Raw genomic sequence first — 17,699 nt, 5'->3', positions numbered from 1 at the left:
AGTGCGTTAATATAGAAATATAATAGGTTTCTAGGATTTAGAAGGGAAGAGATTGGATGAAGTTAATTGCGCTTGATTTAGATGGTACAACATTGAATTCACAAAAAGAAATAACTGAGGAAACAGTGCAAGCGATAAGAAAGGCACAGCAGGCTGGACACATTGTGATGGTGTTATCTGGACGTACAGTAAAATCAATTCGTGCAGAGCTTGAGAAATACGACTTACAATGTCCTATTGGCGCAAGTAATGGCACAATTTTATATGTGGACGGACAGTTAATTGAGATGACATCATTAACTCGCTTGCAGGCACAACGAATCCATCAAGCGTTGGAGGAGGAAGGTGTTCCCTTTAATTTTACAACGCATAAAGGAAGTTTTGCTCCTAGCAATTGGGGGGAACGATTAGATAACATGTTGTCATCAGGACGCATTCCACAACATTATTTTGAAAATTCGCATTATAAAATGTTTACAACACACCCTACTGTATACGGGCATACATTAACAGATCAATTAGCAAATATAATTCAAGATGATGACTTTACTATTTTAAAAGCATCTAATGTGGCGTTAGATCCAGAGCAGAAGGAGAGGCTGGAGCGAGCTTTTGCACAAATTGAACAGCTACAAATTGCTTCTTCATCACCTTTTAATATTGAGGTTACACATATAGATGGACATAAGGGTAATGGTTTGCGACGAATGGCAGAGCATTTTGGCATTCCACTAGAAGATACAGTTGCTTTAGGGGATGAAAAAAATGATATTCCAATGTTCCAAATGGCAGGCTTAGCCATTGCGATGGACAATGCTGAAGAGGAAGTTAAAAAATATAGTAATATAGTGACATTATCAAATGATGAAAACGGAGTCGCACACGCTATTGAAAAATATATTCTAGATGTTAAATAATTGTGAATGGCTTATTGTCACCTTAATGTTTGGTGATAATAAGCCATATTTATGTTTTAGACATTCTCTTGATTGTTATCCAAAGTTGCATAGACATATAACTTTGGCAGCTTTGGATCATCCTTAATGATGGCATGTTTAGGATGCTTACGTAGCTCCTTGTACATGGCAAAATCACCAACTGCTCCAGCCATTAAACAAGCGCCCGCTAACACTGTCGCCGTACTATTGAAATAGAAGCCGACTATTACTGGAAGTACACCTGTTGCCCAAAATGGCAGTAATAATGCCTTTCGCATAGCATAATTAGGCAATGGCTGTTCAGTCGTGGCATAGGCAATTCCAGCTTTGACATCAACACCGTAGCTCAATGATTGCAGGGATGCTTTGCCAAAAACCATAAAGCCAATGAGATGAAAAGCTTCATGTAAAATAATTAATATAATATTGAGCACAATAAATAATAGAATGCCACTGATGGCTGACCAAATCGAAAAAGTAAAATCTTTCAGGTAAAGATATTGGATAGCAACGAATAATACGGAAAGTAAAATGGTCGCTATCATGTTATCTCGCATCATTTTTTTTAGGTTTAACTCAATGATAATAGGTTGTTGTTCCTTTAACATAAAACGCTCCTTAAATTTTGGCTCTTGACTATATATTCCGTTACGAGTGGACGCTTTCTGCAGGCACGGCTTCAACTAATTTATTTCGACTAACACCGAAATAAATGGATTTTCAGCTCGTGATGTTCCTGCTGGAGTCGCCACTCTCTACTCCATATGTAGTCTATCAAAATTGCAAGTACAGATTTTGGTGTTGACCTTAAATTTTAATTATTTATTTTGCGCACATACGTTCTTTTGTGTTATAATGATAACAGATTATTGTCAGTATAACGAATCCCATTTATATTTACTACTTGAAATATAGAGAGACGTATGCTACAATTTATCGATGTGAGTAATAAATATTACTTGCTCCTTGCTCCCTAAATAATAGGAGAGCCTAAGTCCATAAGGAGGTGTAAACAGATGAGAAAATACGAATTAATGTACATCGTACGTCCAAACATTGAAGACGAAGCGAAGAAAGCTTTAGTTGAACGTTTCAACGAAATGTTAACTTCTAACGGTGCAGAAGTCATCGAATCAAAAGAGTGGGGCAAACGCCGCTTAGCTTATGAAATTCACGACTTCCGTGAAGGTTACTACCAAATCGTAAAAGTAAACGCTACTTCAGAAGCAATCAACGAATACACACGTCTTGCTAACATCAGCGAAGATATCATTCGTCACATTGCAGTACGTGAAGAAGCATAATTAATTTTTAACAAAATGCTGAAAAAGGAGGTTGTATTCTGATGATAAATCGTGTCGTATTAGTTGGAAGACTAACAAAAGACCCTGAGCTTCGCTATACGCCAAATGGTGTTGCGTCTACTCGATTTACAATTGCTGTGAATCGTACATTCTCAAACCAGCAAGGTGAACGTGAAGCGGATTTCATTAGCTGTGTTGCTTGGCGTAAACAGGCTGAAAACCTAGCGAACTTCATGCGTAAAGGAAGTTTAGTTGGTGTTGAAGGTCGTATCCAAACAGGTAGCTATGAAGGACAAGATGGTAAAAGAGTATATACAACGGATGTTGTAGCTGATAGCGTACAGTTTTTAGAGCCTCGTAATAATACAGGTGGTGCTCCAGCGCCACAGTATGGTGGACAAACTTACAATAATCAAGCACCAGCATATGGTGGTGGTCAACCACAGTATAATAATCCAATGCCAAATCAGGGTTCGTACGGTAACGACTCTTATCAGCAAAATCAACCACCTATGAATCAGCCAAATTATACACGTGTAGATGAAGATCCATTTGCAAATAGCAAAGGACCGATTGAAGTATCTGAGGACGATCTTCCGTTCTAATACTTCTCACATAAAAAACGATAAGGAGGAGACACACTATGGCACCACGTCGCGGAGGCCGCAAACGCCGTAAAGTTTGCTATTTCACTGCTAACAGCATTACGCATATCGACTATAAAGATGTAGATTTATTAAAAAAATTCATCTCTGAGCGCGGTAAAATTTTACCACGTCGCGTAACTGGCACTAGCGCTAAGTACCAACGTAAATTAACTTCAGCTATCAAAGTATCTCGTATCATGGGATTACTTCCATTCGTAGCAGAAGATAAATAAGATTATAAAAAGAGCACAACGAGGTTTAGTTAACCTGTGTTGTGCTTTTTTATTTTGGCTATTTGTAACAAGTAGTAGAAACTAATATTTAAAAATTATATTTCACTATATATTTGAAAAAATTATGCTTAATCAGGTAACTACCATGATTTAGCTTCTCTCTTCCACATATCACGCTCTTTTTGCAGTTTTTCAATCTCTTCACCACCGTTTAAATAATGCTACCCTTTATCTTTGATGGAACAAGAACCGATTCATAGACAATGTGCTGTGGCATTTCACTATCTTCCTTCTACTGCACAATATTTATCTAATATGTGGAACCCTTTAATTTTTCTATCTTTTTTAAAATTAGCCCTTGATAATATTCAAATTGTTTAGCAAGAAAAATAATGGGCAATTCACTACTTATTACGAATGCTCTTTATTTCACTTAATTGCAATTTGGTAATTCAGAATAAAAAGTGTAAACATACACGTTATATATAATGAGAACAAGTAGGGGTAACAAAGGGTAAATTTGATTATTCTTATTTTGATTTGTTTTATAATGTGAAAATTAGTAAAATGAATATTGACCATAAAATGTTAAAAATAATAGGAGATGTTAATTATGCATTCAATATATGTTCTTTACAATATTGTTCCCTTAGCATTCTTAATTTTACTAGTATATATTTTTATTGATGTATTACTTGATTATTTTAGAAAAGTAGAAAAAAGTGCTAAGAAACGAGTTATATTATATAGTTCTATTTTTTACGTAATAAGCTTAGTTCAAATTAAATTGGGTGGATTTACGCTTCCTCAAAATCCAGCAGACCATAGTAGAAGCTTTATTTCAACGAATGACTGGTTTGGAATATTTGATATGATGTACTTTAATATTTCTATTTGGAGTTATTCAGCTTTATTTTATAATGTTATTTTATTTGTGCCGTTTGGGATTTTCTTATTACTCCTTTTCAATTTAAAAAGTAACAAAAAAGCAGTTTTTATTGTTATTGTAAGTTGTGTAGTGATAGCTGCCGCTCGTCTTGTACTTGGGTGGTCTGGTTTTACTATAAGGAACTTTGGTAATACGGATATTATCTATTTATTATTTAATGTTTTGGGTGGGATCTTAGGAATAATTTTAGTAAATTATGCAGTAAATTATATTCACTCATATAAATTAAACAACCAAAAATTGTTGAATAAAATATAAACATATTTATTCGACAATCGGGCAAATTTGTGGAGTAACTCTTATATGTAGTAGAGAAATACTGCATAGCATAAATCTTTATTTTTAAGAACTTATTGAATAGATAAAGTATTCCAATTCAAACGATTCTTGAATTTTTCTATGTACTGAGGGGCTGTCTAATAAGTCTCTTTTATAACAAAATCACTTGAATTTAAAATGCCGAAACGCTGTAAAATCAACGTTTCGGCATTTTATATTTAGGCTCAAATACCCCTTTTGGGACAGCCTCTTATATTTATTCTATCAAATTATAATTTAATAAAGCTTTTTAATAAGAAAATGTATGGTTCCAATATTAAAAAGAGAAAAAGAAAGTTCCATCCCAATTAATATTCAGATGGACTAAAAAAAGGAGAAGTTAACCTTTTAAATAAAACAAAATATAAAGACTAAGAAACATATGCGAAATATTACCGTCCGACTTAGAGAAGGAAATAATAATTGTAAGAGGGAGTGTTATGAAGTGTTTAAGAAGGTTGTTATTTCAGGTGTTATTTTTAGTTCTATTATTTTAGTTGGTTGTAATGAAGAGCAAAAAGAAGCTAAAGTTCCAGCAGAGGTATCAGAAGGAAACGAGAAGGAAGCTGATTTATTAGAATCGAATGGAACTGAAGCTATATTAAATAATGTTGTTATGGATGAATTATTATATCGAATTACAGAAAAAGCAGCAGTTGATAAGGAATCAGTTGTAATAATGTTAGGTTCTTCTAACGTTAACGGTAATCGCGAAATAACTTGCTCCATAGCAGTACCGAAGGAATCTAAAATCGATGATGTCGTAATTGAACAGATAGTAGAAGATATTATTAAAACTGTTTCTAAAACAGAAAATGCGGAAATAAACGAAGATAATATTGAAATAACATATACAAACGGAGAAGTTCTTAAAGGATTTAACAATTTCTAATAAAACTACACATGACAAAAGAAAATATTTAACTTTCACCTTGGAATATAATAAATAAAGGTATTAATCCTGAACTGCGCCCTGTTAAGTAGACAGTGGAAATAACAAAAACATTGAACGGCTTGAACCCTCATGTCTTTAGATTATAGTTTTATGGCAGTATTCGTTGGTATAGCAGGTTTGATCATTCTAATTATTAATATTTTTCGTTAGTGTCGCATAAATTAGATTTTAACCTTTAATAGAACTGTTATTTTCTTAAAAAAGTATTAATGATATTGAGTAAAATCTATAGAACCAGCATATGTCGATGTTTGTATTGGCATATGCTATTTTTTTGCCGTAAAAAGTAGTTCAAATGGTTGTTTTTTGTTCAAGCACATAAAAAAATGGTACAATGGTGGTTAATAAGTTTGAGTAAAAAAGGAAGGTTTTCAATGCCGAATAATCAAACAAAGGCACTTGTACATGGTTCAGCCATGCTGGTGATTTTTACAATGATGATGATGCTCTCAAGATATATTCCGCTTGCTTTTCTCCTCGTTGTATTATTTACACCATTACCATTTGCTTGGTACAGTGCGAAATATAAATCATCTTTTTCCATCGTTATAGCACTATTAGGCTGTATGTTAACGATGCTAACCTGTGGCTTTATAATGCTACCATTCGCTATGATTTTTGCGGTTGTGGGCGTTGTTATGGGATACACGATTCGTACAGGGAAAAGTAAGCTACATATATTTATGTCAACAGGGCTTGCTGTTCTTTTATCAACGGCAGTCATATTTTTGCTATATGTGCGTATAGCTGATATTAATATGATTGAATTAGGCTTAGATGAGGCTAAAAAAAATTATGAGCAAACAATAGCACAAAATGAAGAACTCTTTGGGCAAGCGCAAGTAAGCCAAGAGAAAATGGATGCAACCATTCAAATGATGGAGTTATCTGTGCCGTCAACGGTGACAATCAGTTCATTTTTCATTGCGTTTCTGATTGTTAGCTTAAATTTACCTATTTTACGTAGGCTAAGGCTGGAAGTGCCAACATTCCCACCATTTCAGGATATGCGTTTACCAAGAGCTATTTTATGGTATTATATGATTATTTTATGTATTAATTTATTCATACGTCCTGAAGCTGGTTCAACTTTGGATATGGTTATCTTGAATATTTCCGTCATTTTATGGATGCTGTTAATCCTACAAGGGGTGTCCTTTATCCATTATGTTTTTGCTAAACGAGGCATACCAAATGCTTTAAAATGGCTTACCACATTGCTTGTCTTACCACTATCATCCTTTATGATTTTACTTGGTATTGTGGACTTAGGTTTTGATGTACGCTCATTAGTGAAAGGAAAGCATAAAAAATAAGGGGTTGATGTAATGGGGATTTTTAGAAAACGACCAATTCGCTACCCACTTTTCATTCTTTCTATTTTCGGTATTATGACGTTCATTATCCTCTGTACATGGAGTATTGGACTAGGGATTGGTTATGGTATAGGCTTTGCTTTGTTAATGCTATATGCTTGGAAAGTCGAGCAAACAACGTTTAAGGAAACAGAAAAACACATTGAATCTCTCTCTTTTCGGATGAAAAAGGTTGGAGAAGAAGCATTACTTGAAATGCCAATTGGAATTTTACTTGTCAATGAGCATTATGAAATTGAATGGTCTAATCCATATATGACCAGTGTGCTCAAGATGGATAACTTAATAGGTGAAAGCATTATGAATGTTTCTGATGACATTTATGTATTAATGAAAACAGAGGAAGCACATGAGGCAACGGTGACATTACGTGAACGTAAATACCGTGTTTATTATAAAAAAGAGGAGCATTTATTGTACTTCTTTGATATTACAGAGCAGATTGCGATTGAAAAGCAGTACTTTGCAGATCAAACTGTCATTGCGATTTTGTTTATCGATAATTATGATGAAATTACGCAAGCCATGGATGACCAATCACGTAGTTTAACGAATTCGCTTGTCACATCGATTGTTAATGAATGGTCAGCGGAACATGGGATTTTTGCGAAAAGAATATCCTCAGATCGATTTTTAGCTGTATTGAATGAATCTATTTTAATCGAGCTTGAAAAGAAAAAATTTGCGATTTTGGATACACTGCGAGAAAAGACAGCACATAAAAATCTTTCGTTAACCTTTAGTATAGGGGTTGGTGCAGGATCATCGTCTTTAGTGGAATTAGGTGAATTAGCACAATCGAGCTTAGACCTTGTATTAGGTCGTGGGGGAGATCAAGTGGCTATCAAGCAGCCAACAGGAAAGCTAAAGTTTTATGGTGGGAAAACGAATCCTGTGGAAAAGCGTACACGTGTGAGAGCACGAGTGATTTCCCATGCTTTACGAGATTTAATCCAAGACAGTGATAAAGTGTTTGTGATGGGGCATCGCAATCCTGATATGGACTCTATTGGTGCTGCTATCGGTGTTCGTAAAATGGCACAGATGAATGATATCAGTGGTTACATTATCGTTAATTTCAATGAATTAAATGGTAGTGTGACACGTTTAATGAATGAAATCGAGAGTAAATCTGATTTCTACGAATATTTCCTTACACCAGAAGAAGCAACAGCTAAAATGACGGAAAAATCATTGTTGGTCATTGTTGATACCCATAAGCCTGATTTGGTAATTGATATAGACTTACTAAATAAAGCAGATAAAGTGGTTGTCATTGACCATCATCGTCGTAGTGAGGATTTTATTACGAATCCGACATTGGTTTATATGGAGCCATATGCTTCATCGACAGCAGAGCTTATTACAGAGCTACTCGATTATCAGCCAAAAAAGGTAAAGATCAATACGTTGGAAGCGACAGCCTTATTAGCAGGCATTGTTGTTGATACGAAAAGCTTTACGCTTCGTACAGGTGCGAGGACATTTGAAGCAGCTTCGTATTTACGCACAAATGGAGCAGATACGGTCCTTGTGCAACGCTTATTAAAGGAAGATGTAGACACATATATTCAACGTTCAAAAATCGTGCAAACTGTACAATTTTTACAACCAGGCATCGCCGTTGCTGTAGGCGAAGAATCCATCGTATATGACTCTGTGCTTATTGCACAAACAGCCGATATTTTATTAACCATGAAAGATGTCAGTGCGTCTTTTGTTATTGCACGTCGAGCTGATGGGAAAATTGGCATTAGTGCTAGATCGCTAGGTGAAGTAAATGTCCAGTTAATAATGGAAAAGCTTGGCGGTGGTGGACATTTAACAAATGCAGCTTGTCAAGTTGATGAGCATTCTATTGAACAAGTGAAAAAACAATTAAAAGAGGCCATTGATAAGGTACTTGAAGGGAGTTCGGAATAATGAAAGTTGTATTTTTGAAAGATGTTAAAGGTAAAGGGAAAAAAGGAGAAATTAAAAATGTAGCAGATGGCTATGCTCAAAATTTCTTAATTAAAAATGGTTATGCTGCTGAGGCAAATGCACAAGCAATGAGCCAATTAGAAGGACAAAAGAAATTAGAAGCTAAAAATGCGGCAGCTGAGCTAGCAGAAGCACAAGCATTGAAAGAAAAAGTAGAAGCATTAACAGTGACATTAAAAGCAAAATCAGGCGATGGTGGACGTTTATTTGGTTCTGTATCGACAAAACAAATTGCAGAGTCTTTACAAAAGGTACATGGCATTAAGCTAGACAAACGTAAAATGACATTACCTGATGGTATTCGTGCTTTAGGCTTTACAAATGTACCTGTGAAATTACATCATGACGTAACAGCAACATTGAAAGTACATGTAACAGAAGAATAAGGAGCGACAACCCATGAGCGAACCGATGATGGAACGCGTGCCACCACATAACCGAGAAGCAGAGCAATCGGTACTCGGTGCAATTTTCCTTGAACCACAGGCGCTAATTACCGCTTCAGAAATCTTATTAGTTGATGATTTTTATCAAACTGCACATAAGAAAATTTTTGAAACGATGCTACGCTTGAGTGACCAAGGAAAAGCTATTGATGTCGTAACTGTTACAGAGGAATTATCAGCAAAAAAAGAAATTGAGGATGTTGGCGGGCTATCGTATTTATTAGAGCTCGCCAATGCTGTTCCTACGGCTGCTAACGTTGCACATTATGCGAAAATCGTAGAAGAGAAGGCTTTATTGCGCCGTTTAATTCGTGTAGCGACGAAAATTGTGGAGGATGGCTACACACGTGAGGATGAAGTAGAGGCTCTACTTGGCGAAGCAGAAAAGAAAATGATGGAGGTTGCTAATCGCAAAAATGCGGGTGACTTCAAACATGTAAAGGATGTTTTAGTAGAGACCTTTGATAATATTGAACGATTACAGTCACAAAAAGGTGATGTAACAGGTATCCCAACAGGCTTCCGCGATTTGGACAATATTACAGCAGGCTTCCAGCGTAATGATTTAATTATTGTAGCTGCACGTCCTTCTGTAGGGAAAACGGCCTTTGCGTTGAATGTGGCTCAGAGTGTTGCTGTACAAGCAAGGGAAAACGTGGCTATCTTTTCTCTAGAGATGGGCGCAGAGCAGCTTGTTATGCGTATGCTTTGTGCAGAGGGTAATATTGATGCACAAGTTTTACGGACAGGTGCTTTAACGACAGAGGATTGGGGTAAACTAACGATGGCGATGGGTAGTTTATCAAATTCGGGTATATTTATTGATGATACACCTGGTGTTCGTATTAATGAAATTCGAGCAAAATGTCGTCGTCTAGCGCAGGAGCATGGGCTTGGTATGATTTTAATCGATTATTTACAGCTGATTCAAGGGAGCGGTAAACCAGGAGAGAATCGTCAGCAAGAGGTTTCTGAAATTTCCCGTTCATTAAAGGGCTTAGCACGTGAATTAAAAGTACCTGTTATTGCATTATCACAGTTATCTCGTGGTGTAGAGCAACGTCAGGATAAACGACCAATGATGAGTGATTTGCGTGAATCAGGAAGTATTGAGCAAGATGCCGATATTGTTGCCTTCTTATACCGTGATGATTATTATGATAAAGAGTCAGAAAGCAAAAATATGATTGAAATTATTATTGCTAAGCAACGTAATGGTCCAACAGGTACGGTAACATTGGCTTTTAAAAAGGAATTCAATAAATTCATTAATGTGGACTGGTCGCAAATGCCACCACCGCCACCTAGAGATTAAAATTCATTTCAAATTGAGATGATATTCATATAAATTCATTATAAAACACGAACGTTAAATTATTTAATATAATATACGTTCGTGTTTTTAGTTGACTAGGTAGGTTTTTCGCTGTTACAATAATTTAGTCATGAAAATTGAGATGCATATTGTATCTAACGGAGGTGCTGATGAATGACATCAGTAGTAGTTGTAGGAACGCAGTGGGGAGACGAAGGTAAAGGGAAAATTACAGATTTTCTGTCAAAAAAGGCGGATGCTATCGCTCGTTTTGCAGGTGGTGACAATGCAGGGCATACCATTAAATTTGATGGTGAAACATACAAATTGCATTTAATCCCATCAGGTATTTTCTATCAAGATAAAACATCTGTTATTGGTAATGGATTAGTGGTTAATCCTAAATCATTAGTAACGGAGCTTAGAGGCTTACAGGAGCGAGGCATTAATACAGATAATCTTCGCATTTCGAATCGTGCTCATGTCATTTTGCCATATCATATTAAGCAAGATATCGCAGATGAGGCAAGCCGTGGCGACCAAAAAATTGGCACAACAAATAAAGGAATCGGCCCTTGCTATCAAGATAAAGTAGCACGTATCGGTATCCGTATGGCTGATTTATTGGATAAAGAAGTATTTGAAGAGAAGTTACGTTATAATGTCGCACTGAAAAATAAATTATTTGAGAAATTTTATGAAGTAGAAGGTATTACATTTGAAGAAATTTTTGAAGAATACTATGCATATGGACAAGAGATTGCCCAATATGTAACGGATACATCAAAAATTTTAAATGATATATTGGATGAGGGTGGAAAAGTACTATTCGAAGGTGCGCAAGGTGTTTTACTAGATGTTGACCAAGGAACATATCCTTTCGTTACTTCTTCTAACCCTGTAGCAGGTGGAGTAGCGATTGGTGCAGGAGTTGGCCCATCACGTGTATCAAGTGTTATTGGTGTATGTAAAGCTTATACATCACGTGTAGGAGACGGTCCATTCCCAACAGAATTATTTGATGAAATTGGTCAACAAATTCGTGAAGTTGGTCGTGAATATGGCACAACAACTGGTCGTCCACGCCGTGTTGGTTGGTTTGACACAGTAGTAGTTCGTCATTCTCGTCGTGTAAGTGGGATTACACATCTTTCATTGAATTCTATTGATGTATTATCAGGCTTAGAAACAGTAAAAATTTGTACAGCCTATAACTATAAGGGTGAAACGATTACGGAATATCCAGCAAATCTTCATATCATTGAGCAATGTGAGCCAATTTATGAGGAGCTACCAGGCTGGGCAGAGGACATTACAGAATGCCGTACATTAGAAGAACTACCTGAAAATGCTCGTCGCTATGTAGAGCGTGTGAGCGAATTAACAGGCATTCAAATTGCAACATTCTCTGTAGGTCCAGCACGTGAGCAAACGAATGTATTAATTGATATTTGGGAAGCATAGTACAACAAGCACAAACCTTGAATTTTAGGTTTGTGCTTGTTTCATTTTAAAATAAAGAAAAGCAAGACCAATCGCTACAAGCCCAGAGCAGGCAAGGAAATAATAAGCTGCTTGTATCGAAATTTGCTCATACAAAACGCCACTGATAATAGGGAAAACAGTCATGCCAATAGCATAAACGGCTTGAAATAGACCCATTGCTGTTGATTTTTTCTGTGGCTCAATCGTTCGCATAGCTTCAGAGGTTAATAGAGAAAATAAAGTACCTGTAGCTATTCCAGGAATGAGCTGTAAGAAACAAATCACGGTAATAGAAGATGTATGAGAAACAAGCACACAATATGTACTAAGACACATAAAAATGCTATAAATCCAATTTTTTTTCGACATCTTGCCCAGCATATGTGTAGAGGTCATTCTAGCAAAGAATACTGCGGATAACATATAAATAATAGAGGATAATCCAATAATCGTAGTAGTTGCGCCAAGATTTTCAAGAATTTGATTTGTAAAGGACATAGTAGATGCCATTTGAATACCTTGCTGAATTAATGCCAATAGAGAAAAAATAAGCAACTCCTTATTTTTAAAAACGGTCAGCAAATTCAAAATGGTCATATTCGGTTCCTGTTTACGCTCTACGGAATGAATAAAGAATGACAAAATACAGCCAATCAATCCCGCTATAAGGCTTATAGCGCAAAGCCAACGCATCCCCATCAAATCATATAAAAAAGTGCTCAGTACAAAACCTAGTAATATCCCAATATTATTAGCTAAAATAATTTGGCTTGTTGCAACTATTTGTTTTGCACTTGAATAATAGCTCATATATAAAATCATAAAGGAAATCCAAGTAGAGCTAGCTGCACCCGACAAAATATTACCAACTAAAAAACCAACTTCATTGGGAGAGAGAATTCGGAAAAGTGAAGCCATGCTAGCACATAAAGTTCCTAATATAATAAATAATTTATGGTTATTGCTCAAATCGGCCATTATTCCCATTGGTAATCGGAGCAGTAGTTGTGAAATACCATAGGCACCTATAATAATGCCAATGAACTGACTCGAAACATGAACAACATTTAAATAAAGTGTTTGATGCGGTACATAAATATATTGTGAAAGCCAAAAAAGTATCACAATAACAGAAACGAGAGAAGTCTGTTTAATGTTTATTTTTTGCATGTCGAAACATTCCTTTTATCATGGAATATAAAAATCCGTTGTGTTTTCAACGGATTTTTACGCTATATCATGTTTTTTAATTACTTTTTTCACTGACAATTCGATGAATGTGAATAATTAAATATGTTTTTTCTTGATTCGTAAGCTGAACGTCATATTTATGCTTTATAAATTGACTAATGCTATTAATAATCTCAGTTTCTTGCTTCATATTTTGGTTTAACTGGTCATAAAGAGTATCTGATTCTTTATCTTCAAAGATTTGATTATCAATAATTCGGTCAGCAAAATACCGTAAATGTGTAATAAATCGAGAGTAGAAAAAGCTTTCTTTATCAAAAATAGTATTGGACTTTCTTGCAACAATAGCCTCGATATCACGTACAAGTTTGACAACTTCAATTTCTTTGTTATACGACTTTGAATTAAGGCGAGCATTGACAAAATGTAGACCAATAGCAGAAGCCTCACTGTCAGGTAATTGAACATTTAGCTTCTTGTTAATTAATTGAACAGCATATTTACCTACTTCATATTCATTTTTATGAAATTTCACAACTTCAATATAGTTGAAATTTTCACCGACATGACCTTCATGGATTCGACTAATAGCAAAGGCAATATGGTCAGATAGGGATAGATATAAGTAATCCATTACTTCCATATCATATTGCTGGCTAGCATATTCAATGGTTTCTTTCACGATATTAAAATAAATATCATCTAGTTCACTGGCTAGTTGCACAAAATTTTTCAGCATCGCTTTATCTTTTAAAATAAAGGTTTTTTCAATTTCAGATGGTAAAACATCACTGCCTAATGATTTTTTATAGCCAATGCCTTTCCCCATTAAAATACATTCGTTTCCTGAATCATCAATCGCTAATACTAAGGAATTATTCATCACTTTTAGTATCTGCATATGCATTATCCTTACTTAATTTTGATATACCGAAATCAATTACACCGAAGTGTAATTGATTCGACAGGGTTATTTTAAACCGTTGTTGTGAATGACTTCTTGATACCAATAGAAGCTATCTTTTTTAATACGGCGCATATCCTTTAAATCATGATCCTCACGGTTGATGTAAACAAAGCCATAACGTTTCTTAAAGCCTTGATGTGAGCTTAATAAATCAATAACAGACCATGGGCAATAGCCAAATAACTCCACACCATCTGCAATCGCATCATTACAAGCAGCGATGTGATTTTTTAAATAGTCGATACGATAATCATCGTGAATACAACCATCTCCAGTTAATTGATCAGCTGTCCCTAATCCATTTTCCGTAATGATTAATGGTAGACGATATTTTTCATAATAATCATTCAATACAAGTCTTAAACCCATTGGATCGATTTGAGCACCATATTCAGTAGCTTGTAAATTAGGGTTTTTCTCAATTTTAAAGTAGCCATATAAGTCAAAATCAATATCATTTACCTTCGTGCCAAATGGATGTTCTGTATCAACAGGAAGGTAACTCGCTACCAAGGTACGATAATAATTCAATGCAATAAAATCAGGTTTGGCTGCTTTTAAAATGCCATCATCTTCAGGCTGCGTTACAGGATAGATTCCACATTGATTTAAGTATTGCTGATAGTAGCCAGGATATGCACCAAAGCAGTACATTTCTAAAGCATAGTTTGTTTTAAAATTATCATTCATACGGGCAGCCCAAACGTCTTCAGGACGATTGGAGCTAGGGTATGTCATTGTTGATGAAACAGCAGGTCCAATTTTGCTATTTGGAATCATTTCATGACAAGCATTTGTTGCGAGTGCATGTGCAACAAACATATGATAATCCATTTGTGCACGTACTCTTTCAGCATCTTCAGGTGCTACATGGTACATATTCATACGTTCATTGACACGAATCATTAAATTTTGCTCATTATTTACTTGCCAATCTTTCACACGGTCACCAAAGGCTTCAAAGCAAACTTTGGCATAGCGTTCAAAGGCATCTACACATTCTCGACTTTCCCAGCCATTGTATTTTTCAACAAGTGCAAACGGTAAATCAAAGTGATACAGTGTGATAAATGGTAGAATATCATTTGCTATCAGCTCGTCAATTACTTGATTGTAGAAGTCGATTCCTTGTGGGTTGACTTCACCATCACCGTCTGGAATAATACGTGCCCAAGAAAGGGAAAAGCGGTACGTCTTTAAGCCAAGCTCTTTCATTAATGCAATATCTTCCTTGAAATGATGGTAGAAGTCACTTGCGATTTTAGAATCTGCTTGCACAGCCGATTTTTTAAAGGAATTAAAATCAGCCACTGTCATGCCTTTGCCGTCTTTGTCCCATGCACCTTCAATTTGAAATGCGGAAGATGATGCTCCCCATAAAAAATCATCTTTAAAAAAGTTCTTCATGTTTAACACTCCTAGTTTTTAATCAGTAATAAATTATCTTTGTAAGCAACTTGTTCATTATTTACATAAGAAACTGTGTTATATTGTGATGTATTTGTTACGATAATGGGTGTTACTAAATCATAGCCCTTGCTTTTAATACTTGAAATATCAAATGACACGATTTTTGTGCCTTGTTTAATATGGTCACCGACATTTACATGTGCTTTAAAGCCTTCACCGTTCAGCTGTACTGTATCAAGACCAATATGAATAAGCATTTCCACACCATTATTAAGCTGTAGCCCAATTGCATGTAGTGTTGGGTATAACACAGATACTGTACAATCCATTGGTGCAACAACCTCACCGACTTCTGGATACACTGCGACACCATTCCCTAGTGCAGCTGAAGCAAATACTTCATCATTGACCTTTTGCATAGGTACGACAATTCCTTTAATAGGTGAAGGAATCGCAATATTTGCATCTGCTACAGCAAGTGTTGGTGATAAATCTGCTTCAGAGGCTGTTTTTTTAGTCTCCTTATCTTCAGTTGGTACATCCTCAAAGCCTAGAAGCATTGTCATAACACATGCACCAAAGAATGCAATGGCAATACCAATCAAGTAACATAGGAAGGCCTTTGTACCAGCTTCCATATAAACAGGGATTGTCAATACACCTTGGTTGGCAAAGGCTGTTCCGTAAGATCCACCCCATCCCATTAAAGCGCCCCCAAGTGTACCGCTAATGACGGCATAAATCATAGGCTTTTTTAAACGAAGGTTGACACCATAAATAGCTGGCTCAGTAATACCAAAAAGTGCTGTAATACTTGCTGATGCTGCAACTGTTTTTAATGTTTTGTTTTTTGTTTTAAAGAAAACACCTAATGCAGCGCCCGCCTGTGAAAAGTTAGCTGCACCTGCAAATGCTAGTAGGTTTTGCTTACCAGTTTGTGCAACGTCATTAATACCAATAGGAACGATGGCTTTATGTGCACCAAAAATAACTAGCACACACCAAATACCACCGATAAATGCCCCTAATAAAATTGGACTAACATCCATGATGAAATAATAAACCCAGTTCACACCATTACCAATGTAAATACCGATTGGACCAAAAATCAGCAATGTAGCTGGTACGATAACGAGCAATGACATCGTTGGTACCATAATGATTTTCAATATTTCAGGAATTGTTCTTTCAAAGAATCGTTGTACATAAGACAAGACAAAGACAGCGATAATAATTGGAATAACCGATGATGTATAATTTGCTTTTGTGACAGGAAGACCAAATAATGTGACTGCATTTTCCCCTGTCATCAATGTGACAATATCAGGATAGCAAAGTGTAGCTGCTAGAATAAGCGCGATATATTGATTTGTTTTAAATACTTTCGCAGCAGAAACCCCTAAAATGATAGGGAAGAAATAAAATAGTGCATTGGATGCTGCATTAAGGATGATATACGAATTATAGCCCTTAATATCGATACCTCTAGATGCTGCAATCATGACTGCAAGTGCTAAAATTCCCTTTAGCATCCCCGAAGCAGCAATTGCAGGGATAACAGGTGTGAAAATCGCTGTAACAGTAGCTAATAATTTATTACCAAAAGAAAGATTATCTTCTTTCTTGTCATCACTACTTAGTTCTCCTAGTACAGGAATGATTTGGTCATAAACTTTTGCTACCTCATTGCCAATAACAACTTGGTATTGGCCGCTATTTTCAACAACAGACATAACGCCCTCAAGTTTTAATAATTGTTCTTTATCTGCCTTCTTGGAATCTTTCAAAACAAAACGTAAACGCGTATAACAATGTGTTAAAGCGGATACATTTTCTTTGCCACCAACGTTTTTCAGAATATCTTGTGCGATTTGTTGATGATTCATAGTAGCCACGCTCCTTCAATAATTATTCACTATAAGTAATTTCGCAATACATATTGCACAGTAAAGTAATCTTTTATTCGTTGGCCAACGATAGACAGAAATTGAAGCAAAAAAAGATCAAACGCACTTAAATAATCCTGTAAGAAGACACTATAAGCCTTCACTACACGAATCATTTAAATACATTTGATCTTGCCTGCATTACCAGTAACACGTCAAAGTGTATCTGTCTTTTAGATTGTTTTTAATTTAACACGCTTTCATAAAAAATACTAGTCCTTTTTTTCAGAAAATTC

General features: G+C 35.7%; 16 protein-coding genes. 11 read left to right on the top strand and 5 right to left on the bottom strand.

Annotated elements, in window-relative coordinates:
• The first annotated feature begins 56 nt into the window (after positions 1–56).
• Complete coding sequence (locus OPF91_RS16420; RefSeq protein ID WP_264990016.1) at positions 57–917, top strand: Cof-type HAD-IIB family hydrolase; 861 nt, start codon at positions 57–59, stop codon at positions 915–917.
• A gap of 56 nt (positions 918–973) precedes the next feature.
• On the opposite strand, the gene OPF91_RS16415 is transcribed toward OPF91_RS16420, so the two are convergent.
• Positions 974–1,546 (bottom strand): DUF3267 domain-containing protein, encoded by a 573-nt coding sequence (locus OPF91_RS16415; RefSeq protein WP_264990015.1) that lies wholly within the window; start codon positions 1,544–1,546, stop codon positions 974–976.
• A gap of 408 nt (positions 1,547–1,954) precedes the next feature.
• Between OPF91_RS16415 and rpsF the strand changes: the two genes are divergently transcribed.
• From rpsF to OPF91_RS16365, 10 genes are all read left to right on the top strand, one after another.
• The gene (gene rpsF, locus OPF91_RS16410; protein WP_264990014.1) at positions 1,955–2,242 is read left to right on the top strand and encodes a 30S ribosomal protein S6; all 288 of its coding nucleotides are present in this window, start codon (positions 1,955–1,957) and stop codon (positions 2,240–2,242) included.
• A gap of 41 nt (positions 2,243–2,283) precedes the next feature.
• Complete coding sequence (gene ssb / locus OPF91_RS16405; protein WP_264990013.1) at positions 2,284–2,847, top strand: single-stranded DNA-binding protein; 564 nt, start codon at positions 2,284–2,286, stop codon at positions 2,845–2,847.
• Positions 2,848–2,885: 38 nt separating this feature from the next.
• Complete coding sequence (gene rpsR, locus OPF91_RS16400; protein ID WP_264990012.1) at positions 2,886–3,122, top strand: 30S ribosomal protein S18; 237 nt, start codon at positions 2,886–2,888, stop codon at positions 3,120–3,122.
• 613 nt (positions 3,123–3,735) lie between these two features.
• Positions 3,736–4,329: a VanZ family protein gene (locus OPF91_RS16395; RefSeq protein ID WP_264990011.1), complete on the top strand. Its 594-nt coding sequence runs from the start codon at positions 3,736–3,738 to the stop codon at positions 4,327–4,329.
• A 505-nt stretch (positions 4,330–4,834) separates the two neighbouring features.
• Positions 4,835–5,281: a hypothetical protein gene (locus OPF91_RS16390; protein ID WP_264990010.1), complete on the top strand. Its 447-nt coding sequence runs from the start codon at positions 4,835–4,837 to the stop codon at positions 5,279–5,281.
• Positions 5,282–5,718: 437 nt separating this feature from the next.
• Positions 5,719–6,660 (top strand): YybS family protein, encoded by a 942-nt coding sequence (locus OPF91_RS16385; protein WP_264990009.1) that lies wholly within the window; start codon positions 5,719–5,721, stop codon positions 6,658–6,660.
• A 12-nt stretch (positions 6,661–6,672) separates the two neighbouring features.
• Positions 6,673–8,643, top strand: coding sequence for a DHH family phosphoesterase (locus OPF91_RS16380; protein ID WP_264990008.1), 1,971 nt, complete (start codon positions 6,673–6,675; stop codon positions 8,641–8,643).
• A complete protein-coding gene (gene rplI / locus OPF91_RS16375) occupies positions 8,643–9,089 on the top strand; it encodes a 50S ribosomal protein L9 (protein ID WP_264990007.1) in 447 nt (148 codons plus the stop codon). Before OPF91_RS16380 ends, rplI begins: the two co-directional genes overlap by 1 nt.
• A gap of 13 nt (positions 9,090–9,102) precedes the next feature.
• Positions 9,103–10,464, top strand: a complete 1,362-nt coding sequence (dnaB, locus tag OPF91_RS16370) for a replicative DNA helicase (RefSeq protein WP_264990006.1) — start codon at positions 9,103–9,105, stop codon at positions 10,462–10,464.
• A 174-nt stretch (positions 10,465–10,638) separates the two neighbouring features.
• The gene (locus OPF91_RS16365) at positions 10,639–11,928 is read left to right on the top strand and encodes an adenylosuccinate synthase (RefSeq protein ID WP_264990005.1); all 1,290 of its coding nucleotides are present in this window, start codon (positions 10,639–10,641) and stop codon (positions 11,926–11,928) included.
• Between the two features lie 24 nt (positions 11,929–11,952).
• On the opposite strand, the gene OPF91_RS16360 is transcribed toward OPF91_RS16365, so the two are convergent.
• From OPF91_RS16360 to OPF91_RS16345, 4 genes are all read right to left on the bottom strand, one after another.
• Positions 11,953–13,119 carry an MFS transporter gene (locus OPF91_RS16360; RefSeq protein WP_264990004.1) on the bottom strand — a complete coding sequence of 389 codons (1,167 nt, stop codon included), beginning with the start codon at positions 13,117–13,119 and terminating at the stop codon, positions 11,953–11,955.
• 76 nt (positions 13,120–13,195) lie between these two features.
• On the bottom strand, positions 13,196–14,041 hold the full coding sequence (locus tag OPF91_RS16355) for a PRD domain-containing protein (protein ID WP_264990003.1): 846 nt from the start codon (positions 14,039–14,041) through the stop codon (positions 13,196–13,198).
• Positions 14,042–14,110: 69 nt separating this feature from the next.
• Positions 14,111–15,514, bottom strand: a complete 1,404-nt coding sequence (locus OPF91_RS16350) for a glycoside hydrolase family 1 protein (protein WP_264990002.1) — start codon at positions 15,512–15,514, stop codon at positions 14,111–14,113.
• 11 nt (positions 15,515–15,525) lie between these two features.
• Positions 15,526–17,403 carry a beta-glucoside-specific PTS transporter subunit IIABC gene (locus OPF91_RS16345; protein ID WP_264990001.1) on the bottom strand — a complete coding sequence of 626 codons (1,878 nt, stop codon included), beginning with the start codon at positions 17,401–17,403 and terminating at the stop codon, positions 15,526–15,528.
• Positions 17,404–17,699: the final 296 nt, after the last annotated feature.

Origin of the sequence: Lysinibacillus piscis, assembly GCF_026012395.1 — a bacterium.
Classification (GTDB): domain Bacteria; phylum Bacillota; class Bacilli; order Bacillales_A; family Planococcaceae; genus Lysinibacillus; species Lysinibacillus piscis.
The sequence above is the reverse complement of the archived record's forward strand: the minus strand, read 5'-3'. Positions and strand labels throughout refer to the sequence as shown.